The 22,604-nt window shown below is 43.1% G+C and carries 17 protein-coding genes and 2 pseudogenes (1 of these 19 cut by a window edge); 16 read left to right on the forward strand and 3 right to left on the reverse strand.

From position 1 onward, the window contains the following. The 8 genes and pseudogenes from I872_RS01625 to I872_RS10745 form a co-directional block, all read left to right on the forward strand. Window positions 1-736: the 3' portion of an ABC transporter permease gene (locus tag I872_RS01625; protein WP_005591119.1), read on the forward strand. It extends 83 nt beyond the left edge of the window; only the last 736 of its 819 coding nucleotides appear in the window; its start codon lies beyond the left edge, outside the window; its stop codon occupies window positions 734-736. A 1-nt stretch (window position 737) separates the two neighbouring features. Continuing rightward, window positions 738-1,522: pseudogene (locus I872_RS01630) on the forward strand (ABC transporter permease). Window positions 1,523-1,742: 220 nt separating this feature from the next. After that, on the forward strand, window positions 1,743-2,153 hold the full coding sequence (locus I872_RS01635) for a GNAT family N-acetyltransferase (RefSeq protein ID WP_041826775.1): 411 nt from the start codon (window positions 1,743-1,745) through the stop codon (window positions 2,151-2,153). 75 nt (window positions 2,154-2,228) lie between these two features. After that, the gene (locus I872_RS01640; protein ID WP_015604420.1) at window positions 2,229-2,531 is read left to right on the forward strand and encodes a cell division protein ZapA; all 303 of its coding nucleotides are present in this window, start codon (window positions 2,229-2,231) and stop codon (window positions 2,529-2,531) included. Further along, window positions 2,531-3,082, forward strand: a complete 552-nt coding sequence (locus I872_RS01645) for a CvpA family protein (protein WP_015604421.1) — start codon at window positions 2,531-2,533, stop codon at window positions 3,080-3,082. Before I872_RS01640 ends, I872_RS01645 begins: the two co-directional genes overlap by 1 nt. Window positions 3,083-3,151: 69 nt before the next feature. Then, the gene (locus I872_RS01650; protein WP_015604422.1) at window positions 3,152-5,485 is read left to right on the forward strand and encodes an endonuclease MutS2; all 2,334 of its coding nucleotides are present in this window, start codon (window positions 3,152-3,154) and stop codon (window positions 5,483-5,485) included. Between the two features lie 93 nt (window positions 5,486-5,578). Further along, window positions 5,579-5,893: a thioredoxin gene (trxA, locus tag I872_RS01655; protein WP_015604423.1), complete on the forward strand. Its 315-nt coding sequence runs from the start codon at window positions 5,579-5,581 to the stop codon at window positions 5,891-5,893. Window positions 5,894-6,381: 488 nt separating this feature from the next. Further along, a pseudogene (locus tag I872_RS10745) lies at window positions 6,382-6,676 on the forward strand (IS3 family transposase); the annotation flags it as partial. A gap of 55 nt (window positions 6,677-6,731) precedes the next feature. Here the strand turns inward: I872_RS10745 and I872_RS01660 are convergent. Both I872_RS01660 and I872_RS01665 read right to left on the reverse strand, forming a co-directional pair. Continuing rightward, on the reverse strand, window positions 6,732-7,007 hold the full coding sequence (locus I872_RS01660; protein ID WP_015604424.1) for a hypothetical protein: 276 nt from the start codon (window positions 7,005-7,007) through the stop codon (window positions 6,732-6,734). A gap of 9 nt (window positions 7,008-7,016) precedes the next feature. Continuing rightward, window positions 7,017-7,427 carry an HIT family protein gene (locus I872_RS01665; protein WP_015604425.1) on the reverse strand — a complete coding sequence of 137 codons (411 nt, stop codon included), beginning with the start codon at window positions 7,425-7,427 and terminating at the stop codon, window positions 7,017-7,019. Window positions 7,428-7,502: 75 nt separating this feature from the next. Between I872_RS01665 and I872_RS01670 the strand changes: the two genes are divergently transcribed. The 7 genes from I872_RS01670 (at window position 7,503) to I872_RS01700 (ending at window position 18,648) form a co-directional block, all read left to right on the forward strand. Further along, window positions 7,503-8,234 (forward strand): ABC transporter ATP-binding protein, encoded by a 732-nt coding sequence (locus tag I872_RS01670; protein ID WP_015604426.1) that lies wholly within the window; start codon window positions 7,503-7,505, stop codon window positions 8,232-8,234. Then, window positions 8,231-9,277: an ABC transporter permease gene (locus I872_RS01675; protein WP_015604427.1), complete on the forward strand. Its 1,047-nt coding sequence runs from the start codon at window positions 8,231-8,233 to the stop codon at window positions 9,275-9,277. The genes I872_RS01670 and I872_RS01675 overlap by 4 nt, the downstream gene beginning before the upstream one ends. Before the next feature lie 50 nt (window positions 9,278-9,327). Beyond that, window positions 9,328-10,122, forward strand: a complete 795-nt coding sequence (gene ccrZ, locus I872_RS01680) for a cell cycle regulator CcrZ (protein WP_015604428.1) — start codon at window positions 9,328-9,330, stop codon at window positions 10,120-10,122. Continuing rightward, a complete protein-coding gene (trmB, locus tag I872_RS01685) occupies window positions 10,119-10,757 on the forward strand; it encodes a tRNA (guanosine(46)-N7)-methyltransferase TrmB (protein ID WP_015604429.1) in 639 nt (212 codons plus the stop codon). The genes ccrZ and trmB overlap by 4 nt, the downstream gene beginning before the upstream one ends. A gap of 389 nt (window positions 10,758-11,146) precedes the next feature. Next, window positions 11,147-16,369, forward strand: coding sequence for a mucin-binding protein (locus I872_RS10665; protein WP_015604430.1), 5,223 nt, complete (start codon window positions 11,147-11,149; stop codon window positions 16,367-16,369). Next, window positions 16,311-17,414: a mucin-binding protein gene (locus I872_RS01695; RefSeq protein WP_015604431.1), complete on the forward strand. Its 1,104-nt coding sequence runs from the start codon at window positions 16,311-16,313 to the stop codon at window positions 17,412-17,414. Before I872_RS10665 ends, I872_RS01695 begins: the two co-directional genes overlap by 59 nt. A 517-nt stretch (window positions 17,415-17,931) precedes the next feature. Next, the gene (locus I872_RS01700; RefSeq protein WP_015604432.1) at window positions 17,932-18,648 is read left to right on the forward strand and encodes a YebC/PmpR family DNA-binding transcriptional regulator; all 717 of its coding nucleotides are present in this window, start codon (window positions 17,932-17,934) and stop codon (window positions 18,646-18,648) included. A 79-nt stretch (window positions 18,649-18,727) separates the two neighbouring features. Here the strand turns inward: I872_RS01700 and queG are convergent, their stop codons facing one another. Next, a complete protein-coding gene (gene queG, locus I872_RS01705; protein ID WP_015604433.1) occupies window positions 18,728-19,852 on the reverse strand; it encodes a tRNA epoxyqueuosine(34) reductase QueG in 1,125 nt (374 codons plus the stop codon). A 229-nt stretch (window positions 19,853-20,081) separates the two neighbouring features. On the opposite strand from queG, the gene secA reads away from it, so the two are divergent. Beyond that, window positions 20,082-22,601, forward strand: coding sequence for a preprotein translocase subunit SecA (secA, locus tag I872_RS01710; protein ID WP_015604434.1), 2,520 nt, complete (start codon window positions 20,082-20,084; stop codon window positions 22,599-22,601). The last annotated feature ends 3 nt before the right edge of the window (window positions 22,602-22,604 follow it).

The following is a 22,604-nucleotide window of genomic DNA, read 5'->3' on the forward strand; positions in this document are numbered from 1 at the left end:
TTATCGGATTGGCGATGTCATGGGTGCTTTTGTGGAATTTTATCTCTGGAAGGCTGTCTTTGATTCCTCGCAAGAGTCTTTGATTCAGGGTTTCAGTATGGCAGATATCACCCTCTACATCATCATGAGTTTTGTGACCAATCTCTTGACCAGATCGGATAGCTCCTTTATGATTGGTGAGGAGGTCAAGGATGGTTCCATTATCATGCGTTTGTTGAGACCAGTGCATTTTGCGGCTTCTTATCTTTTCACAGAACTTGGTTCCAAGTGGTTGATTTTTATCTCTGTTGGACTGCCATTTTTAAGTGTCATCGTATTGATGAAAATTTTATCTAGGCAAGGGGTTGTAGAAGTGCTAGGATTAACCATCCTTTATCTCTTTAGCTTAATCCTAGCCTACCTGATCAACTTTTTCTTTAATATCTGTTTTGGATTTTCAGCCTTTGTGTTTAAAAATTTATGGGGCTCTAATCTGCTTAAGAATTCTCTGATTGACTTTATGTCTGGGAGTTTGATTCCCTTGGCTTTCTTTCCAAAGATCGTATCAGATATTCTGTCCTTCTTGCCTTTTTCATCCTTGATTTATACTCCAGTCATGATCATTGTTGGAAAATACGATGCCAGTCAGATTCTTCAAGCACTCTTGCTACAGTTCTTCTGGCTCATAGTGATGGTGGGCTTGTCTCAGTTGATTTGGAAACGAGTCCAGTCATTTATCACCATTCAGGGAGGTTAATATGAAAAAATATCAACGCATGCATCTGATTTTTATCAGACAATACATCAAGCAAATCATGGAGTACAAGGTCGATTTTGTGGTTGGTGTTTAGGTGTTTTCCTGACTCAAGGGTTGAACCTCTTGTTTCTCAACGTACTCTTTCAACACATCCCCTCGCTAGAAGGCTGGACATTTCAAGAAATTGCTTTTATCTATGGCTTTTCCTTGATTCCCAAGGGACTGGACCATCTCTTTTTTGACAATCTCTGGGCACTGGGGCAACGCTTGGTGCGAAAGGGAGAGTTTGACAAATACCTGACTCGTCCTATCAACCCTCTCTTTCACATCCTAGTCGAGACCTTTCAGATTGATGCTTTGGGAGAACTCTTGGTCGGTGGAATCCTACTGGCGACAACGGTCACCAGTATTAGCTGGACCTTTCCTAAATTTTTGCTTTTCCTAGTTTGTATTCCTTTTGCGACATTGATTTATACTTCCTTGAAAATTGCGACAGCCAGTATCGCTTTTTGGACCAAGCAGTCAGGCGCGATGATTTACATTTTCTATATGTTCAATGACTTTGCTAAGTATCCGATTTCCATTTACAATTCGCTTCTTCGTTGGTTGATTAGCTTTATCGTTCCCTTTGCTTTTACAGCCTACTATCCTGCTAGCTATTTCTTGCAGGACAAGAATGGACTCTTTAACATTGGTGGTTTGATCCTGATTTCTCTTATCTTCTTTGTCATTTCCTTGAAACTCTGGGATAGGGGCTTGGACGCCTACGAAAGTGCTGGTTCGTAAGGGTGAGTATAAATAAAGGGTGATATTCATTCAGAAAGTCTATGAATAAGAGAACTATTAGATACGGTATAAAGACAAGGTTTGCTGCCTTGTCTTTTCTAATATATTTTAAGGTAGCTATCTTTCAAATTTTTACTTTTGGAATGAATAAATTCTACTTATCTTGCTAAAATGGTAGAATAGGTTTAAGATTTGTTTGATAAGTAAGAAGGAGACTCTAATGAAATTGAGATTGGAAAATAAAGAATCTGAACAAGTCCAGGAACTTGGGAATTTAATCCGAGCTTATAATCGCTCTAAAAGGGAAGCTTCAATAAGTGAGCCTCTCAATATCTTTGTCGAAGATGAGGACGGAAATTTAATGGGCGGTCTGGTAGCCGAAACGTTTGGTTATTGGCTTGAAATTGAGTATTTATATGTGAGTGAGGCGTTACGAGGGCAAGGGTTGGGCTCGGATATTTTGCAAAGGGCGGAAGAGGAAGCTCGTGAAAGGAAGTGTAAGTATTCATTTGTGGATACCTTTCATTTTCAAGCGCCAGACTTTTATAAGAAGCATGGTTATGAAGAAGTGTTTAGATTAAAAGAATATCCTTATACAGGTGAGCGATACTATTATACGAAAGAGTTATAATTTATCAAAGGACGGATAGCAGATTTCTACCTGACAAATGTAGGGATTTTTGGTATAATATCATGAGGTGATTTTATGGCAAATTTGAATAGATATAAGTTTACATTTGGAAACAAAACCTTAACTTTAACAACAGAACACGATAATCTTTTTATGGAAGAAGTGGAGCGGGTTGCTAAGGAAAAATATAAGGCTATTAAAGAGCAGATGCCTGCGGCAGATGATGAAGTCTTGGCCATTTTGTTGGCGATTAATAGTTTATCTACTCAGCTCAGTCGCGAGATTGAATTTGATGATAAGGAAAAAGAATTGGAAAGTCTTCGTCGCAAAATGCTTAGCGAATTAAGAGAAAAGTCAGCTAATACAGGGGAAAGATAGTGTTTGCAATTATTATTTTACTAATATTAGCTTGGAGCTTTTATATTGGCTACTCGCGTGGGATTGTTCTGCAGGGATATTATGCTGCGATGACGATTGTATCCATGCTGGTGGCTGGAGCTCTATATCAGGGCTTGGCTAAGTCTATCAGCTTGTGGGTGCCCTATGCTAGCGCTGTCAAAGGCAGCTCGACTTATTTCTTTGCAAATTCCCAACTTTTCCATTTGGATAAGGTTTTTTATGCGGGGCTGGCTTATCTTCTTGTTTTCAGTCTTGTTTATATAGTAGGCCGCTTTTTTGGGATTTTTGTAAATTTAATTCCCTATCCGAATAAGTGGGATACCAAAGTTTTCAATATGGTTAGTGGGGCTATTGCGGTCTTCATCTCACTCTTTGTCATCGAGATGGGACTGACTATTTTAGCTACTGTACCCATGTCCTTTATCCAAGAACGCTTAAATTCGAGTTTGCTGATTCGGTTTATTATCAATCACACGCCTGTAACTTCATACATTTTACATGACCTTTGGGTCACAAAAATTATCGGATAATTAAGACTCAGTTGCCCTGTAGCTGAGTTTCTTTTTCAGTTTAAATCATATAGAAATAGAATGAACATGATGAATCATAAAATTTTAGAAACATTGGAATTTGATAAAATCAAGGAGCTTTTTTCTCCCTATCTGCTGACTGAGCTGGGAGAATTGGAGTTGAAGCAGCTCCAGCCAAACAGTAAAAAAGAATCAATTGCTGCCTCTTTTTTGGAAATGTCCGATATGCGGCAGATTTTTGTGCAACATCCGCACTTTAGTTTGGGAACGATTCAGGATATTAGGGGCTTGACCAAGCGCCTAGAGCTGGATAGTGACCTGAATATTGAGGAGTTTTTAGCCCTCAAGAGGGTCTTGGCTGTGACGCATGAGCTGGTGTCCTTCTACGAGGACTTGGAAAATGTCCAATTGGAGCGTTTGGATCGTCTTTTTAACAATCTAGTAGAATTTCCTAGTATTCAGGGAAGCCTGCAAGCTATCAATGATGGGGGCTTTCTCGAAAGTTTTGCTAGTGAAGAGTTGAGTCGTATTCGCCGGAAAATCCAAGAAAATGAAGTTCAGGTTCGAGATATTCTTCAAGAGATTCTCAAAACCAAGGGTGACATGCTGGCAGACCAAGTGGTGGCCAGTCGGAACGGCCGTAATGTGCTGCCTGTGAAAAATACCTACCGCAATCGTATTGCGGGCGTCGTTCACGATATTTCGGCCAGCGGTAGTACGGTTTACATTGAGCCGCGGGCGGTGGTTAATCTCAATGAAGAAATTGCTAGCAGTCGGGCGGACGAGCGCTATGAAATTCAGCGGATTTTGCAGGCCATGTCGGATATGATACGGCCTCATGCGGCTGAAATTGCCAACAATGCTTGGATTATTGGACATCTGGACCTGGTGCGTGCCAAGGTCCGCTTCATGCAGGAGACGGGAGCGGTGGTGCCAGACCTGTCGGAGGAGCAGGATATTCAGCTACTTAGTGTCCGCCATCCCCTGATTGAAAATGCAGTGGCTAATGACCTGCATTTCGGGCCGGACTTGACAGAAATTGTCATTACAGGCCCTAATACGGGTGGTAAGACCATCATGCTGAAGACCTTGGGCTTGGCTCAGATCATGGCCCAGTCAGGCCTTCCGATTCTGGCGGACAAGGGTAGCCACGTCGGGATTTTCAGTCAGATTTTTGCAGACATTGGTGATGAGCAGTCCATTGAGCAGAGCCTGTCGACTTTCTCCAGTCACATGACTAATATCGTCTCTATTTTAGAGCAGGTTGATAGCGAGAGTCTGGTTCTGCTGGATGAGCTGGGAGCTGGGACTGACCCTCAGGAGGGAGCAGCTCTGGCCATTGCTATCTTGGAAGATTTAAGGCTAAGACAGATTAAAACCATGGCGACGACCCACTATCCTGAGCTCAAAGCCTATGGGATTGAGACGGACTGGGTGGAAAATGCCAGCATGGAATTTGATACAGATAGTTTGCGGCCGACCTATCGCTTTATGCAGGGAGTACCTGGCCGCTCCAATGCCTTTGAAATTGCTCGGCGTTTGGGCTTGTCGGAAGTTATCGTTAGCCACGCCCAAGAGCAGACCAACACAGACAGCGATGTCAATCGGATCATTGAGCGTCTAGAGGAGCAGACGCTGGAAAGCCGTAAGCGCTTGGATAATATCCGTGAGGTCGAGCAGGAAAATCTCAAATTTAACCGAGCCCTCAAAAAACTTTACAATGAGTTTAATCGAGAAAAGGAAACCGAGCTCAATAAGGCGCGCTTGGAAGCCCAGGAAATCGTTGACATGGCCTTGTCAGAGAGCGAGAGCATTCTCAAAAATCTCCATGATAAATCCAGTCTCAAACCGCATGAGATTATTGAAGCCAAGGCCCAGCTTAAAAAGTTGGCACCAGAAACGGTTGATTTATCAAAGAATAAGGTGCTCAAGCAGGCCAAGAAAAATCGGGCGCCCAAGGTGGGAGATGATATCCTGGTGACCAGCTATGGTCAGCGGGGAACCTTGGTCAAGCAGCTCAAGGACGGACGCTGGGAAGCTCAGGTCGGTCTTATCAAGATGACACTAGAAGAGCAGGAGTTCAACTTACTCAAGGCTGAAAAGGAGCAGCAACCTAAGCGCAAGCAGGTCAATGTGGTCAAGCGAACCAATACCAAAGGTCCAAGAGCCAGATTGGATCTGCGTGGCAAACGCTATGAAGAGGCCATGGAAGAACTCGATGCCTTTATCGATCAGGCCCTTCTCAATAACATGGCTCAGGTGGATATTATCCACGGTATCGGAACGGGTGTTATCCGTGAAGGGGTGACAAAATACCTCCGCCGCAACAAGCAGGTCAAGTCCTTCGGCTATGCACCGCAAAATGCTGGTGGCAGTGGCGCGACGATTGTAATCTTTAAGTAGGGAAGCATCGGGTACTCCGTAGCAAATATTTTCTTTTCCTCTGGGTTTGGTGTACAATATTATCAAAAGTAAGCTATTCAAAGGAGAAGATTTATGGTAGCAGCAGTTACAGATGCAACATTCGCTGAAGAGACAAAAGACGGACTGGTTCTGATTGATTTTTGGGCAACTTGGTGTGGTCCATGCCGCATGCAGGCGCCTATCTTGGAGCAGTTGGCGGAGGAAGTTCATGAAGATGAACTGAAAATCCTTAAAATGGATGTGGATGAAAATCCTAATACTGCCCGTGAATTCGGCATTATGTCCATTCCGACCCTTCTGTTCAAGAAAGACGGTCAAATCGTTAAGCAAGTAGCTGGTGTTCATACGAAGGAGCAACTGAAGGCGATTTTGGCAGAATTAAGTTAAGAAAGAAGCCTTAGGCTGCGATTCAGGTTGAAGACAAAGTTCTTAGAACACCAGTTTCTAAGGGCTTTTCTTTGTGTAAAATTGAATAAAAGATGTAAGAAGAGTTGCGAGGTGTTTTCCATGTTTCACAAAGAAAAACAAGACTATAATCGTCTCTAATATAGTTTTTATACAATAGACGAATTGCCCTAAAAGATTACTTCCATTGACAAGTAGAATCAAGGATTGATTTGGCTATATATGACTTGGTTGAAGATACCTGTGGCCCAGTTATAAGTTATAATGGATCGTAAGCCAAAGAAAATCTGAGAGGAGATGAGACATAACTAAAAGCTCTTCAAGCAGAAAATGAATGCCTAAGAGCGAAGGATGCTGTTCTAAAAAGTTTATAAAATTTCAATTGAAGGAGGAAAAGAGAGAAGAAAAACGGAAATTATCCAAGAATTGCTAATTGAGTTTTTTTTGATATTCTTCTAAAGATTGTCGAAATTACTCGCTCACCGAACTTGGAACAAGTGAAAACTATGTTGGAGGAAGCATTTACAGAGAAATATCAGGGAAATACCATTCTTTACAGAGACCAAGTCTGATAATATCAACACGCTTCTTATCATCAATTTTTGGAGAAGAAGGGGATTCAGCCATCCATGTCACGCAAGGGAAATAGCCCTGACAACGGTATGAAGGAGTCCTTCTTTGGAATTTTAAAATTAGATATCTTTCGTTGATGTCAAACTAAAAGGACTCAACTCTGAGCAATACAGAACTAAGTCCTTTACTTAAATTATAGTCTAACCTTTTGAGATTGGTAGGTTTTTTGTTGCTATGAGAAAGTTTTCTATTGCCAGATGTCCTGTATTTGTGCGATTTGAGCCTGGGCTTGTTTTTCGAAAACCTTGTATTTGTAAGTCAGATCCTGCGCCATCTCTTTGATATTGTCTCGCTGTTCTTGGATAATGGCGATGTTGTGCTGGATGTTAGCTAAATTGTCCTGAATTTTGTCCAAGATATCGGATGTTTCGACGACTTCTTGGCTAATTGCCTTCCGGTTTTTGACCAATCGGTAGCTGGTCCAGGCAGCACCTGTGAACAGCATAAGATTTGAAAATTTCATAGTTCCTCCTTAAGCTTGGGTAATTTTTTCAGCCAATTGAGCCAAGGCTGGAAAATCTGGTTCGTGGGCTTCAAAGCTGATTTGTAAGCCGTCTGTCTCATCGTAGCGAGGGGCTAGATGGACATGTGTATGGAAGACGGTCTGGCCGGCAATTTCTTCGTTGTTATTAAGAATGTTCATGCCTTTGGCACCTGTTGCTTTCATGACCTTGCGGGCGATGTCTGGGACACGAGCGAAGAGCTGGCTTGTGCTATCTGCATCCATTTCTAGAAGGTTTCTGAAGTGCTGTTTGGGAACGACCAAAGTATGGCCTGGAGTGACCTGAGAAATGTCTAGAAAGGCTACTACCTGGTCGTCTTCATAAACTTTATAAGAGGGGATTTCCCCTGTGATAATCTTACAAAAAATGCAATCAGCCATAAATGATACCTCTATTCGCTAGATTTTTGTTATAATTTAAAATATAAGAACATTATACCAGAATTTGGAGAAAATATGTTAGAAATCAAAGGCCTTACAGGAGGCTATATTAACATTCCTGTTTTGAAAGATATTAGCTTTGAAGTGGGCGATGGTCAGCTGGTTGGGCTGATTGGTCTCAATGGTGCTGGTAAATCCACCACCATCAATGAAATTATCGGTTTATTGACGCCTTATAAGGGAGAAATTCGGATTGATGGTTTGCAGCTGCGAGAAAATCCTAGTGCCTACCGTAAGAAGATTGGTTTTATCCCAGAGACACCGAGTCTCTACGAAGAGCTGACCCTACGTGAGCATATTGAAACGGTGGCCATGGCTTACGATATCGAGCAGGAAGTTGCTTTTGAGCGCGTGGAGAGCTTGTTGACTATCTTCCGACTGAAGGATAAATTGGACTGGTTTCCAGTGCATTTCTCTAAGGGGATGAAGCAGAAGGTCATGATTATCTGTGCTTTCGTGGTAGATCCTAGTCTTTTTATCGTGGACGAACCCTTTTTGGGGCTGGATCCGGTAGCTATTGCAGACCTTATCCAGCTCTTGGATGAGGAAAAGAAAAAAGGTAAATCCATCCTCATGAGTACCCACGTACTGGATTCGGCTGAGAAGATGTGTGATAGCTTTGTGATTTTGCATAAAGGGCAGGTGCGCGCTAAGGGCAATTTAGCTGAGTTGCGAGTGCAATTTCAGATGCCGGAAGCTAGTCTCAATGACATCTATCTTGCCTTGACGGAAGAGGTTGCCTTATGAAAGAAGTATTTGCTAAACGCAAGCAGGATTTCCGTCAGCGCTGCCTGAAGTATTTGCGCTATGTTCTCAATGATCACTTTGTCCTGTTTTTATTGATTTTTCTCGGATTTCTGGCGGTTCAGTACAATCAATTGCTGCGGAATTTCCCTAGTCAGTCTTGGCCGATAATAGTAGGATTAGTCTTGTTTTCTGTGCTCATTCTTCCTTTTGGCGGTATTGCAACCTATCTGGAGAAGCCAGACATGCTCTTCTTGCTGGTGCAGGAGCAGGCAGTCATTGAGTTTGTTAAGGGACAAATCCAGCGGTCTTATATCCTCTTTGGCCTACTACAAACCTTGTTGCTGCTTTTGTTAGCGCCCCTGTTTTTGGCTCTAGGTTTGCCAATCTGGGGCTTTGGGCTGTACTGTCTCCTTATGTTATTGCTAAAATGGCTAGTCTTTCAGTTCAAGGGACGTCGCTTTTTCTTGGTTGACCGCCTCGATTGGCAGTTTGCAATTGCAGCTGAGGAAGGGCGCAAGCAGAAAGTTCTTCGTTTCTTCGCCCTCTTTACAAATGTAAAAGGCATTTCCAATAGTGTTAAAAGAAGAGCTTACTTGGACGGGCTGACGAGACTTTTGCCTAAGATCCATGCCAAGACTTGGCAAAATATGTTTCTGCGCTCTTATCTTCGCAATGGCGATCTATTCCCTCTGACCTTGCGTCTCCTGCTTTTAGCCCTGCTGACAATTGCTTTTGTTAGCCAGCCTTGGATTGCTGCAGGTTTTGTCGTCCTATTCAACTATCTGTTGCTCTTTCAGTTGCTGGCCTTGTATGAAGCCTTTGATTATCAGTATCTAACCCAGCTTTTCCCGCTGGATAGCAGGTCTAAAATCAAGGGATCAAGACAGGTTATTACAGGGATTGGATACAGTGTCTTACTGTTTGAAACGCTAGTAGCAGCGCTTTGTTTTCAAGATAAAATAGCTGTGCTAGCATTGCTTGGGATGACGACCTTCTTGTATCTTGTCTATTTGCCATATAAGCTGAAAAGATTGGTTGACTAAAAGAATGAAAATTAGTAAAATAGTAAGGAAACTTTTTAAGGAGGGGAATCATGGTCTTGGTTGATAACGAGCTAACCCTGACACCAATAGCTGGTAAGAGCGGAAAGGCCTATATGGGAACTTATCCAGACGGGGGGCGAGTTTTCGTCAAGATGAATACGACCCCGATTCTGGCAGGTTTAGCCAGAGAACAAATTGCTCCGCAACTTCTGTGGAGTCGACGCTTGCCAGATGGCAATGTTATGAGTGGCCAAGAATGGCTTTCAGGTGCCATTTTAACACCAAATGACATGTCGAAAAAGCAAGTAATCAATATTTTAACGCGTTTGCATCGGTCGCGCCCTCTGATGACTCAGTTGGCTAAATTGGGTTATATTTTGGAAACGCCGATCGATTTAATCAATAGCTGGCTCAATCAAGCGCCGGTCGTTTTGAGGAACAATCAGTACCTGCAATCTATTATTCGGGATTTGCGGCAAACGGTCCCTGCTTTCCGTGAGGACTATGCGACGATTGTCCACGGGGATGTGCGCCATAGCAACTGGTTCCAGACGGACAGTGGCTTGATTTATTTGGTGGATTGGGATTCCGTTCGCTTGACGGATAGAATGTTGGATGTGGCTCATATCTTGAGTCACTATATCCCAGATACCAATTGGCAGGAGTGGCTGACCTACTACGGTTATAAGTACAATGACAAGGTTGTCAAAAAACTGTATTGGTTTGGTCAATACTCTTATCTGATGCAGATTGCTAAATATTACGAAAACAATGATTTAGAAAATGTGAACCGGGAGATTTACGCTCTACGCAACTTCCGTTCTAAGTATGGAAAGGTAAGATGAGAGTAAGAAATCGTAAGGGGGCGACTGAACTATTAGAAGCCAACCCCCACTATGTAATTCTAAATCCAGCTGATGCCAAGGGAAAGTGGCGGGAAATTTTTGGTAATGACCACCCTATCCACATTGAAGTCGGAAGTGGCAAGGGGGCCTTTATCACAGGAATGGCCAAGGCTAATCCAGATATCAACTATATCGGAATTGACATTCAGAAGTCTGTTCTCAGCTATGCTTTGGATAAGGTTTTGGTGGCTGATGTACCCAATATTAAGCTGCTCTGGGTGGATGGTTCAGATTTGACCAACTACTTTGCAGACGGAGAGATTGATCGGCTTTATTTGAATTTCTCTGATCCGTGGCCTAAGAAGCGGCATGAAAAACGCCGGCTGACCTATAAGTCTTTCTTGGATACGTTTAAGCAGATTTTGCCAGAAAAAGGAGAAATCCACTTCAAGACGGATAATCGTGGCTTGTTTGAATACAGTCTGGTCAGCTTTTCGCAGTATGGCATGGTTCTCAAAGGTGTTTGGCTGGATCTTCATGCCAGTGACTTTGAAGGCAATGTTCTAACCGAATATGAGCAAAAATTCTCTAGCAAGGGTCAGGTTATTTACCGAGTTGAAGCAGAGTTTCAATAAAAATTGAGAGAGTCCTAAGCAGGGAATGTGTCTTAATTGTTAGATTTTGAGTCTAATTTTTGGTACACATTCCTGTTAAGGATTCTTTTTGTTTTGGCTTATTTTTAGTCTGGAAGGATGATTTTTCTTTAAGGGTAGCGTTTTCAAGATAACAAAGGCACAAGAACTCCTTGTTCCAATAATAATATATGTCACTTTTGTTACAGAAAAAATTAGATAGAAAAATCCTTGATATAATAGGAGAAAAACGGTATAATTATAGGTATGGTTTGATGTTCAAATTTTGGCATTATAACCACCAATCATATATTATAAAATACTTTGCTGCTCAGGCGTTAAGGTGTTGAGTAATAGGTGGTTGAACTATATTTTAAAAAGGAGAGATGTTCATGGATAAAAATGCGAGACGCAGATTAAACCGTGCGAGTGCTGAGAAACGACTTCGATACTCAGTTCGTAAGTTTAATGTGGGCGTGGCTTCTGTAGCAGTCGCAGCTTTCATGTTCTTTGGGGGGAATGTTGTCTCAGCCGATACGCTAGCTAAGACAGATTCTTCAACCACCTCTACGGAGAAAACGACCTCTGTGCCGGATTCAGGGAAAGATTCGGGAACGGATGACTCTGATTCTGAGTCGGCCATAGGTAAGGATTCAACCGTAGCAACTGTTGCTGAAAGCAATACAGTTTCAAGTGCTGTTTCTACAGCATCTTCTACCTCTGCTGAGGACTTGTCTAGCAAAGTAGAAGACAAGACTGTTAAATCAGAAGCTGCTTCAAAAAGTGAAGCAGTCTTGAAAGAAGCTACTTCACAAGCATCTAAAGCTTCAGTAGCGACTAGTCAATCAGCTGCCCCTGCAGCTCAGTCTGAGGCTCCAGCAGCTTCACCAGCTTCTTCAGCTACTGCAGAGTCAACTGCGGTTTCATCTGAAGCTGCAGCAGAATCAACTGCTGCTGTGGAACCTAAAGTATCAGTTGAAAAAGCAGCTAGCCAAGCAGCTAGTTTGGCAACAGCTAGCAAAACACCAAATGCAGTAGCTAAGAGTGAGGCTAATTCCACATTAGCAGCAGCTCAAAACGAAGTAAATAAAGGTTACGCTGATTTCCGTAAATCAGGAGAAAGCGGCTTCCGTTCGTTTGACCCACAAACAGGGAAAACAACTGTAACGAAAGAAAACTTCCTTGACTACTTCAGATTGAATGGTTCAGCTACCTATAATTCATACGATGGTATCGTAACCCTTACTCCAGATGAAAACTCTAAGACAGGTAACTTCAGTCTGAAGAGTAAGATTAATATGAACCAAAGCTTCAAGCTGACTGGAGGAGTTAACCTTGGTAGCAAGACTCAGGAACGTTATGGTGCCGATGGTATCGGTTTTGCCTTCCATACAGGGAACACAACAGACCTAGGTGCTGATGGTGGTAACCTTGGTATCGGTGGTTTGCGTAATGCGACTGGTTTCAAACTGGATACTTTCTGGAACGTCCACACCCCGCCAAAAGGAAATCGTTTTGACACTAGCAATACGGATTCCTTCCAATACGGTTGGGCTGAAGACCCTCGTCTGGGACAGTTCGGTGCTTGGGTAAATACCACTCATAAACAAGTTCCTGGTGCTCGTGGTCTCTTCGGACCTAGTGGCACATATGAGCGTTGGTGGGCTGAGACAGACGCTGGTAGTGCTCAGCGCCTGGACTCAAGTGACTTGGATGGTCGTTTCCACAGATTTGCTATCCAGTATGACGGTGTAACCAAGGAATTAACTGTCTCTTACGAAAGTAATCTTGGTATCAAGCAATGGAAGAAGAAAGTTTCTACTCCAGAAGAACTGATGTCCATGGTGGTTACGGCGACGACGGGTAACTACAAGAACTTGCAACAGTTCCAAATCAAGCGTTTTGATTTCTATCAAAGTGCCTCTGTTGACGTACGTTATGAAGATGAGCAAGGTCGAGAAATCGCTGAAGGCTCAGTAGCTTATCCACAAGGTGCCTTCAAAGGTAAACCTTATACCACTGAACAAAAAACAATCCCAGGCTATGGCTTTGTCCGGATGAAAAATGGTAGTTTGCCACCTTCAGGAACTCTGGCTGACTGGGGTACCAACGGTACAGTAACCTACGTTTACCGTAAAGGTGCAACTGATACGAAGACAGAAAAGAAGACAGTCTCTCGTACTATTTATTATAAATATAAACCAGGTGTGACAGGACCGACACTTCCGCCAGCTTATACTCAAACAGCTGAGTTCACTCGGACTGTGACAGGTGGTCGACCAGGTCCATGGAGTCCTTCATCTAAGAATTTTGCGCCTGTAGATTCTCTAGATGTACCAGGATATACACCAGATATAGCGACAGTTCCAGGGCTTACAGTAAATCCAGGTTCTACCCCAAGTGATGTAACAGTATACTACGACAAGATTGCGCCAAGAGTAACAACTGAAACAAAAGACGTCACTCGTACAGTAGTTTACGAATACGAAGATGGTGTGACTAGAAATCGTCCAGCACTTCCACGTGAAGTACAACAAAATGTACAATTTACTCGTCAAGTGTCAGAAGACCCAGCGACTGGTAGAAAGACATACGGCAATTGGACACCAAGTCGTCAAACTGTAGATGCGGTTGATACACCAGCGATTAAAGGCTTTACACCAAATAAAACTCGTGTAAATTCAGCCTCTGTTTCACCAACAGACCCAAGCTGGCGTGAAATCGTTTCATACCGTAAGAATGATCCGAAAGTAACAACTGAAACTAAGGATGTTACTCGTACAGTCGCTTACGAATATGAAGACGGTGTGACTAGAAATCGTCCAGCACTTCCGCAACCGGTTGAGCAAACAGTTCAATTTACTCGCCAAGTGTCAGAAGATCCAGTAACTGGTCAGAAGACATACGGTAACTGGACACCTAGCCGTCAAAATGTAGCTGCTGTTGATAGTCCAGAAGTAGCAGGCTTTACACCAAATAAACCACGTGTAAATTCAGCCTCTGTTGCTCCAACAGATCCAAGTTGGCGTGAAATTGTAAGCTATTCTGCTGCAACTCAAAAGGGAAGCATCGTTTACCGTACAGATGGTAAGAATGGTGTTGAAGCTAAGACTCTCCACACAGATAACGTAACAGGTAATTCAAACACTCCTGTCAACTACACAACAACTGCGAAAATCAATGAATTTAAACAGTTGGGTTATGATCTTGTTAGCGATGGCTTTACTAAAGCTGGCGGTCAAAAATTTGACAGCAATAACAATGTAGATCAAACATGGGAAGTTGTTCTTACTCCACGTATTGAGACAAAACAAGAAACAAAAGATGTTACTCGTAACGTTCGTTACCAATACAAGGATGGAGTGACCACAGGTCGTCCAGCACTTCCTCGTCCAGTTACTCAAACAACAACATTTACTCGCCCAGTTTCTGTGAACAAGGTGACAGGTGTTGAAACTCCTGGACAATGGAACAAGCCAAGTGAAGAACTTCCAAAGGTTGATTCTCCAGCAGTTACTGGATTCACCCCAGACAAACCAAGCGTTCCAGCTGCAACTGTTACTCCTACATCTCCTAATGAAGATGAAGTAGTAAGCTACAGCCAAGATGATCAACGCGGTATCATTGAGTATGTGACAGATGGACAAAACGGTGTTCCAGCTAAGACTCTTTACACAGACGGTGTTACAGGTAAATCAGGTGAAGATGTTGTTTATTCAACTGCTAGCCGTATCGCTCAACTTCAACAAGCAGGTTACAAACTTGTAAGTGATGGCTTCACTCAACCAAGTGGTCAGAAGTTTGATAACGATAAGACAAAAGACCAAGTTTGGAAAGTTGTCGTAACCCCACGCGTGGATGACAATACGAATCCAGCTGATTTGAACAGCAAGGTTACACGTACCATCAAGTATCAATACGCAGATGGTCAAACAGCGGGTCGTCCAGCTCTGAAAGCTCCTGTAACTCAAGAAGCAACCTTCACACGTACTGGTAAAATAAATGCTGTAACTGGTGAAAAGACCTTCACTGCATGGACACCAGCTACGAAAGAATTGGCTCAAGAAGCTACACCAGTTGTAACTGGATTCGTGGCAGATAAGGCTAATGTAGCAGCGAAGACAGTGAAAGCTGGCGACGCTAACAGTGAAGAAGTTGTACAATACAAGAAGCTCGGTTCATACGTACCAAATGTACCAGACGGACTTCCAAAAGTACCAAATCTTCCATATCCAAACGATCCGAAAGATCCAAGCAAGCCAGGCACTGACCTTCCAGTGATTCCACATGTACCAGGCACTACACCAGTAGGCCCAGATGGCACAACACCATTGACACCGAAAGATCCGAGCGATCCAAGCAAGGGTTACAACCCACCACCAATTCCAAGTGATCCAACTAAGGATACACCAATCAACTTCGTGAAGGATGGTCAAAAAGCGATTATCAGCTTCGTAGACCAAACTGACGGTAATAAGGAATTGACTAAGGTAGTTGAAAGCGGTAAGTCAGGTGAGCCAATCGGTACAACTAACTACGCAGCCCGTCTGAAAGAATTGACAGACAAGGGTTACGAAATTGTGAACGATGAGTTCAAGGGACCTAAGACCTTCGATAATGACGATAAGAAGGATCAAACCTTCACCGTTACTCTTCGTCAAGGTACAGAGAAGATTACAGACCCAGCTAAGCTCAACAAGAAAGTATCACGTACGATCAAGTACGAATACGCAGATGGTCAAACAGCAGGTCGTCCAGCTCTGAAAGCTCCAGTGACTCAAGAAGCAGCCTTCACACGTACAGGTGAACGAAACCGTGTAACTGGCGTTGAAACCTTCGGCGCATGGACACCAGCTACGAAAGAATTGGCACAAGAAGCTACACCAGTAGTAACTGGATTTGTGGCAGATAAGGCCAATGTAGCAGCGAAGACAGTGACTCCTGACGATAAGGATAGCGAAGAAACAGTTAAGTACAGCAAACTTGGTTCATACGTACCAAATGTACCAGACGGACTTCCAAAAGTACCAAATCTTCCATATCCAAACGATCCGAAAGATCCAAGCAAGCCAGGCACTGACCTTCCAGTGATTCCACATGTACCAGGCACTACACCAGTAGGCCCAGATGGCACAACACCATTGACACCGAAAGATCCGAGCGATCCAAGCAAGGGTTACAACCCACCACCAATTCCAAGTGATCCAACTAAGGATACACCAATCAACTTCGTGAAGGATGGTCAAAAAGCGATTATCAGCTTCGTAGACCAAACTGACGGTAATAAGGAATTGACTAAGGTAGTTGAAAGCGGTAAGTCAGGTGAGCCAATCGGTACAACTAACTACGCAGCCCGTCTGAAAGAATTGACAGACAAGGGTTACAAGGTTGTGAATGATGAGTTCAAGGGACCTAAGACCTTCGACAACGACGATAAGAAGGATCAAACCTTCACCGTTGCTATGCGTCAAGTTGTAGTACCATTCGATCCGAATAACCCGCCGAAACCAGATACTCCAATGGATCCAAGCAATCCAGGGGGACCTCAGTGGACAGATGATAAGATCAAGTCAGCTCAACAAGAAAGCAGTGAAAGAATTGAGCCGTACGATTAAGTACGTATACGAAGATGGCAAGGAAGCAGCACCAAGCTTCACAGACAGCGCTAAATTCACGCGTATTCTGAAGATCAATGTCGTAACGAAACAAATCGTAGAAAAAGGCCCATGGACTTCACAAGATGACGTGATCAAGGGACAAACTTCACCAGACATCAAGGGTTACGTAGCGGATAAAGCAAGCGTAGCAGATGTGAAGGTTACAGCAGACTCAGCTAAACCAGCAGATGAAGTCGTAACTTACAAGAAGGCTGATCAAAAAGCAACCATCACCTTCGTAGACCAAGCTAAGAAAGAATTGGCGAAGATCTCAGAAGGTGGTAAGTCAGGCGAACCAATTAGCCGTGACCAATACCTTGCGAAGTTGAAAGAATTGACTAACCAAGGTTACAAGGTTGTGAATGATGAGTTCAAGGATCCACAAAACTTTGATGATGATGCAAGCAAGGACCAAAACTACACTGTTCAACTGGAAGAAGGCGTAGTACCATTCAATCCAAATAATCCACCGAAACCAAACGATCCAATGGATCCAAGTAATCCGGATGGACCTAAGTGGACAGATGATAAGATCAAGTCAGCTCAACAAGAAGCTGTGAAAGAATTGAGCCGTACGATCACTTACGTATACGAAGATGGCAAGGAAGCAGCACCAAGCTTCACAGACAGCGCTAAATTCACGCGTATTCTGAAGATCAATGTCGTAACGAAACAAATCGTAGAAAAAGGCCCATGGACTTCACAAGATGACGTGATCAAGGGACAAACTTCACCAGACATCAAGGGTTACGTAGCGGACAAAGCAAGCGTAGCAGATGTGAAGGTTACAGCAGATTCAGCTAAACCAGCCGATGAAGTCGTAACATACAAGAAGGCTGAGGTTCCACCAACACCAACTCCGGAACCAAAACCTGTTCCACCAACACCAGCTCCGGTACCAAATAAACAAGTACCGAACAAGCCGGTGGAACCAAGAGTTTCTGGAACTACTGCTCTGCCAAATACAGGTGAGAAATCATCGTCTGCAGCAGTACTTGGTTAGGAATTGTTGCGACACTCGCAGGTGTCAGCTTGATTAAACCAAGATTGAAAGAAGAAGATTAATTCTTTCTAACTTGGATAGTAATCACTAAAGAGTTGTGAACGATGAGTTAACAACTCAGAAAAAGCGATAACTTCGTAAAGAAGTTATCGCTTTTTTGTTTATGTGCGCACTTAGTTTTAGTAGTAACAAAAGAGAGAATATTTCGGCAAGGTAGGTATATTACTGTCAAACAGGCCTAAAGGATGTGATTTGTTAGAAGACCTGGGAAATGATGCATTGATCCTTTTTATCTCAGTTATACTGCTATATAGATGGGGTGCTACAAAATTTTAGCAAAGTAGAGTAGATAAGGAGCCCGTAAAGCAGATCAGAGGTTATTTTGATTTAAGTTCGTATTTGGCTGGATTATTTTAAGGAATTGAGAAGATTCCTGTTTTTGTTGGATGATTTTTCGTCTTTCCTGTGTTATAATAAGGAAGATTAAAAATGTAGAATGGTTAAAGGAGAAATTCCAATGGGACGTAAGTGGGCCAATATTGTAGCTAAGAAAACAGCTAAAGACGGCGCAAACTCAAAAGTTTATGCTAAATTCGGTGTAGAAATCTATGTAGCAGCGAAAAAAGGCGATCCAGATCCTGAGTCAAATACAGCCCTTAAGTTTGTTATTGATCGTGCTAAGCAAGCGCAAGTACCAAAGCATGTTATTGACAAGGCGATTGATAAGGCTAAGGGAAATACGGATGAAACCTTTACAGAAGGTCGTTATGAAGGCTTTGGACCAAATGGTTCTATGCTGATTGTTGATACCTTGACTTCGAATGTCAACCGGACTGCAGCCAATGTTCGTGCAGCCTTTGGGAAAAATGGCGGGAACATGGGGGCTAGTGGCTCTGTATCTTATCTTTTTGATAATAAAGGTGTCATCGTTTTTGCTGGGGATGATGCAGACAGTATCTTTGAATTGCTTTTAGAAGCAGATGTAGATGTGGATGATGTGGAGGCAGAAGATGGAAGCATCACCGTTTATACAGCACCAACTGATCTGCATAAAGCAATCGTGGCCTTGCGTGAATCTGGTATCCAAGAATTCCAAGTGACAGAGCTTGAAATGATTCCTCAGTCAGAAGTGGAGTTGACTGGTGACGACCTCGAAACCTTCGAAAAATTGTATAGCGTCCTTGAAGACGATGAAGATGTCCAAAAAATCTACACCAACGTAGATGGCTTCTAATTGAATAACATAAAAATACAGTTTGATTTAGTATGAGGCTGCGCCTTGAAGCAGTTTCTAAATCAGACTGTATTTATTTTTAGTTGGTTAAGTGGAATTTCTTTAGGAATTGAGCTTGTTCTTCTTTGATCGCTTCTGTTGGATTTTTCACAGCGAGAATCATCTCAATCATTTCAGGATTGGTTTCGCGCACCAGTTGACCCAATGCCCAGATAGCCGTAGCGATATGGATAGGGTTTTGCCCCTTGTCGATAATTTCCAGTAGTTTGGGAATAGCAGAGCGGTCATTAGCATTGGCTAGAGCAATGATGGCATTGCGCTGCAAGATGTTTTTGCCCCGCCAGCTACCTGCTATATGACCAAATTTCTCCTTAAACTGACCATTAGAAAGTTCCAAGAAAGGCAGGAGCTCAGGATGAGCTAGTTCAGGGTCAATCTCTGTTGCAAGCGGATTGTCCAAGCCTTTATTATAGGGGCAGCAGATTTGGCAGATATCGCAACCATAGATGACTGTTTTGATTTTCTTTCGAAATTCCAGATCCATGACGCCCTTGTCTTGGGTCTGAAAGGATAGACAGCGTTTGGCATTCATAGTTCCATCGCCAATGAGGCAGGAGGTAGGACAGGCTGTCACGCAACGATTGCAGTCTCCGCAGCCATAATCGACAGGCTGATCAGGTTCGATGTCCAGATTGGTGATTAGCTCTCCTAAAAACATATAGGAGCCAAATTCTTTGGAGATGACCAAACCGTTCTTGCCGATAAAGCCGATTCCTGCTCGTCGTGCTACGGCGGTGTCTACCAGAGCACCTGTATCTACCATGCCCTTGTACTCAAAGTCAGCGGTCAGCTCTTCGATTCCCTTGGCTAGTCGGTCCAGCTTGTCCTGAAGGACATAGTGGTAGTCCAGTCCCCAGCTGTTGGGAGTGAATTTTCCCCGCTTGTAGGCTGTTTTTTGCGGCTGCTGCTTGAGCTTGTGGGGATAGGCGACAGCGATAGAGATAATGGTCTTGGCCGATGCTAGACTCAGCTTAGGCTTGATTCGCTCCTCAATGTTTTTATGCTCAAACCCTGAATTTCGCTCTTCTTCGACAGCCAAGCGCAGCGACTTTTCCAGATAGTCAAAGTCATCTGCTGTTGTAAAGCCAATCTTAGAAATGCCAATTTCTTTTGATAATTTGATAATTTCTTCTTTGATATTCATTGCTATTATTATATCTAAATTATGAGAATTTTGCGAGAAACTACTTTCTAGAAACCATGATTCTTTAGTAAGTTTTGCTCTGGGATAAGCTAGGCAGATAGGCTTGTAAATAGAGAACTGACGGCCTTTTAGACCAGTTGCTAAATGGATTATTTCTTGAAAGATATGGGGAAACATGCTATAATGAGAGGAAACATTTATAAACAGAACATAGCGAGTAAGGAATAAAATGGCTAATATTTTAAAATCAATCATCGAAAATGATAAAGGTGAAGTAAGAAAATTAGAAAAGATGGCAGACAAGGTCATGTCCTATGAGGATGAAATGGCGGCCTTGACTGATGCAGAACTGCAAGCAAAAACGGTTGAGTTTAAGGAACGCTATGCAAAAGGTGAAACTTTAGATCAACTTCTGTTCGAAGCATTTGCGGTTGTCCGTGAAGGAGCTAAACGTGTTCTTGGTCTCTTCCCCTATAAGGTTCAGATTATGGGAGGGATTGTCCTTCACCACGGAGATGTACCCGAAATGCGTACAGGGGAAGGAAAAACCTTGACAGCGACTATGCCGGTATATCTGAATGCCTTGTCTGGAAAAGGCGTTCACGTAGTAACGGTCAATGAATACCTGTCAGAGCGTGATGCGACTGAAATGGGTGAACTTTATTCTTGGTTGGGACTTTCTGTTGGTATCAACCTGGCATCTAAGTCTCCGATGGAAAAAAGAGAAGCTTATGCTTGTGACATCACCTACTCAACTAACTCTGAGATCGGTTTTGACTACCTTCGTGATAACATGGTGGTTCGGGCTGAAAATATGGTACAGCGTCCGCTTAACTATGCCTTGGTTGACGAGGTAGACTCTATCTTGATTGATGAGGCCCGTACGCCTTTGATCGTGTCAGGACCGACAGCATCTGATACCAATCAGCTTTATTACAGAGCGGATAGCTTTGTGAAAACACTTCAGAAAGATGACTATATTATCGATGTTCCGTCCAAGACTATTGGTTTGTCAGATTCTGGTATTGACAAGGCTGAAAGTTACTTCAACTTAGAAAATCTATACGATCTTGAGAATGTTGCTTTGACGCACTTTATCGACAATGCCCTGCGTGCTAACTACATTATGACCTTAGACGTGGATTATGTCGTGAGCGAAGAGCAGGAAATCCTCATCGTTGACCAATTTACTGGACGTACAATGGAAGGTCGCCGTTTCTCTGATGGGCTCCACCAAGCGATTGAAGCAAAAGAAGCTGTACCTATCCAAGAAGAATCAAAAACATCTGCTTCCATTACCTATCAGAACCTTTTCCGTATGTATAAAAAGCTTTCAGGGATGACAGGTACTGGTAAAACAGAAGAAGAAGAATTCCGCGAAATTTATAATATTCGCGTTATCCCAATCCCAACGAACCGCCCAGTTCAACGTATTGACCATCCAGATTTGCTCTATCCTAGCTTGGAAGCTAAGTTTAAAGCAGTAGTAGAAGACGTCAAGGAGCGCTACAAAACAGGTCAGCCTGTCTTGGTCGGTACAGTATCGGTTGACACGAGTGACTATCTTTCTCAAAAATTAGTGGCTGCAGGAATTCCTCATGAAGTTTTGAATGCTAAAAACCACTATAAAGAAGCACAGATTATCATGAATGCTGGTCAACGTGGTGCTATTACCATCGCGACCAACATGGCTGGACGTGGTACCGATATTAAGCTAGGTGAAGGTGTGCGTGAATTGGGTGGACTTTGTGTCATCGGTACAGAGCGCCATGAAAGCCGCCGGATTGATAACCAGCTTCGTGGACGTTCAGGTCGTCAAGGAGACCCGGGTGAATCACAATTCTACCTATCTCTAGAAGACGATTTGATGAAACGTTTCGGTTCAGAGCGCATTAAGGCCGTGCTAGACCGGATGAATCTGAGCGAAGAAGAGTCCGTCATCAAGTCTCGGATGCTGACGCGTCAGGTTGAAGCGGCTCAAAAACGGGTTGAAGGAAATAACTACGATACTCGTAAGCAAGTCCTTCAATATGACGATGTCATGCGTGAGCAACGCGAGATTATTTATTCTCAACGCTATGATGTCATCACAGCAGACCGTGATTTAGCTCCAGAAATTCATGCTATGATCCGTCGGACGATTAATCGGATCGTAGATGGTAGCAGCCATTCAGACCATGATGAAAGAATTGAAGCGATTCTGAATTTTGCTAAATATAATCTTGTACCAGAGGACTCTATCTCAGCTGATGATATAGAAGGTAAATCCAAGCAAGAAATCAAAGATTACTTGATGGAGCGAGCTTCTGAAGTTTATGACAATCAGATTTCTAAGCTTCGGGATGAAGAAGCAGTCCAAGAGTTCCAAAAAGTGCTGATTCTCCGAGTGGTAGATAGCAAATGGACAGATCATATCGACGCCTTGGATCAATTGCGCCAGGCTGTGGGATTGCGCGGTTATGCTCAGAACAACCCAGTTGTTGAGTATCAGGCAGAAGGTTTCCGGATGTTTAATGATATGATTGGCTCTATCGAGTTTGATGTGACTCGTCTCATGATGAAAGCACAAATTCATGAGCAAGAACGTCCACGTACAGAGCACAGTATCAGCACGACAGCTACTCGCAATATTGCTGCCCAAAATCCAAATCTTCCAGAAAATGTTGATTTGTCTTCTGTTAAAAGAAATGATTTATGTCCATGTGGTTCAGGTAAGAAATTTAAAAACTGTCATGGTCGCAAGAAGTAGTTT

The sequence above is a fragment of the Streptococcus cristatus AS 1.3089 genome, from assembly GCF_000385925.1.
GTDB lineage: Bacteria > Bacillota > Bacilli > Lactobacillales > Streptococcaceae > Streptococcus > Streptococcus cristatus_B.

Excerpts from the sequence above, each read along its gene's own strand:
- I872_RS01695 (WP_015604431.1), top strand. The coding sequence starts at position 16,311 with ATGATAAGATCAAGTCAGCTCAACAAGAAAGCAGTGAAAGAATTGAGC.
- I872_RS01675 (WP_015604427.1), top strand. The coding sequence starts at position 8,231 with ATGAAAGAAGTATTTGCTAAACGCAAGCAGGATTTCCGTCAGCGCTGC.
- ccrZ (WP_015604428.1), top strand. The coding sequence starts at position 9,328 with ATGGTCTTGGTTGATAACGAGCTAACCCTGACACCAATAGCTGGTAAG.
- I872_RS01640 (WP_015604420.1), top strand. The coding sequence starts at position 2,229 with ATGGCAAATTTGAATAGATATAAGTTTACATTTGGAAACAAAACCTTA.
- I872_RS10665 (WP_015604430.1), top strand. The coding sequence starts at position 11,147 with ATGGATAAAAATGCGAGACGCAGATTAAACCGTGCGAGTGCTGAGAAA.
- secA (WP_015604434.1), top strand. The coding sequence starts at position 20,082 with ATGGCTAATATTTTAAAATCAATCATCGAAAATGATAAAGGTGAAGTA.
- I872_RS01660 (WP_015604424.1), bottom strand. The coding sequence starts at position 7,007 with ATGAAATTTTCAAATCTTATGCTGTTCACAGGTGCTGCCTGGACCAGC.
- I872_RS01700 (WP_015604432.1), top strand. The coding sequence starts at position 17,932 with ATGGGACGTAAGTGGGCCAATATTGTAGCTAAGAAAACAGCTAAAGAC.
- I872_RS01670 (WP_015604426.1), top strand. The coding sequence starts at position 7,503 with ATGTTAGAAATCAAAGGCCTTACAGGAGGCTATATTAACATTCCTGTT.
- trxA (WP_015604423.1), top strand. The coding sequence starts at position 5,579 with ATGGTAGCAGCAGTTACAGATGCAACATTCGCTGAAGAGACAAAAGAC.
- I872_RS01650 (WP_015604422.1), top strand. The coding sequence starts at position 3,152 with ATGAATCATAAAATTTTAGAAACATTGGAATTTGATAAAATCAAGGAG.
- trmB (WP_015604429.1), top strand. The coding sequence starts at position 10,119 with ATGAGAGTAAGAAATCGTAAGGGGGCGACTGAACTATTAGAAGCCAAC.
- I872_RS01635 (WP_041826775.1), top strand. The coding sequence starts at position 1,743 with ATGAAATTGAGATTGGAAAATAAAGAATCTGAACAAGTCCAGGAACTT.
- I872_RS01665 (WP_015604425.1), bottom strand. The coding sequence starts at position 7,427 with ATGGCTGATTGCATTTTTTGTAAGATTATCACAGGGGAAATCCCCTCT.
- queG (WP_015604433.1), bottom strand. The coding sequence starts at position 19,852 with ATGAATATCAAAGAAGAAATTATCAAATTATCAAAAGAAATTGGCATT.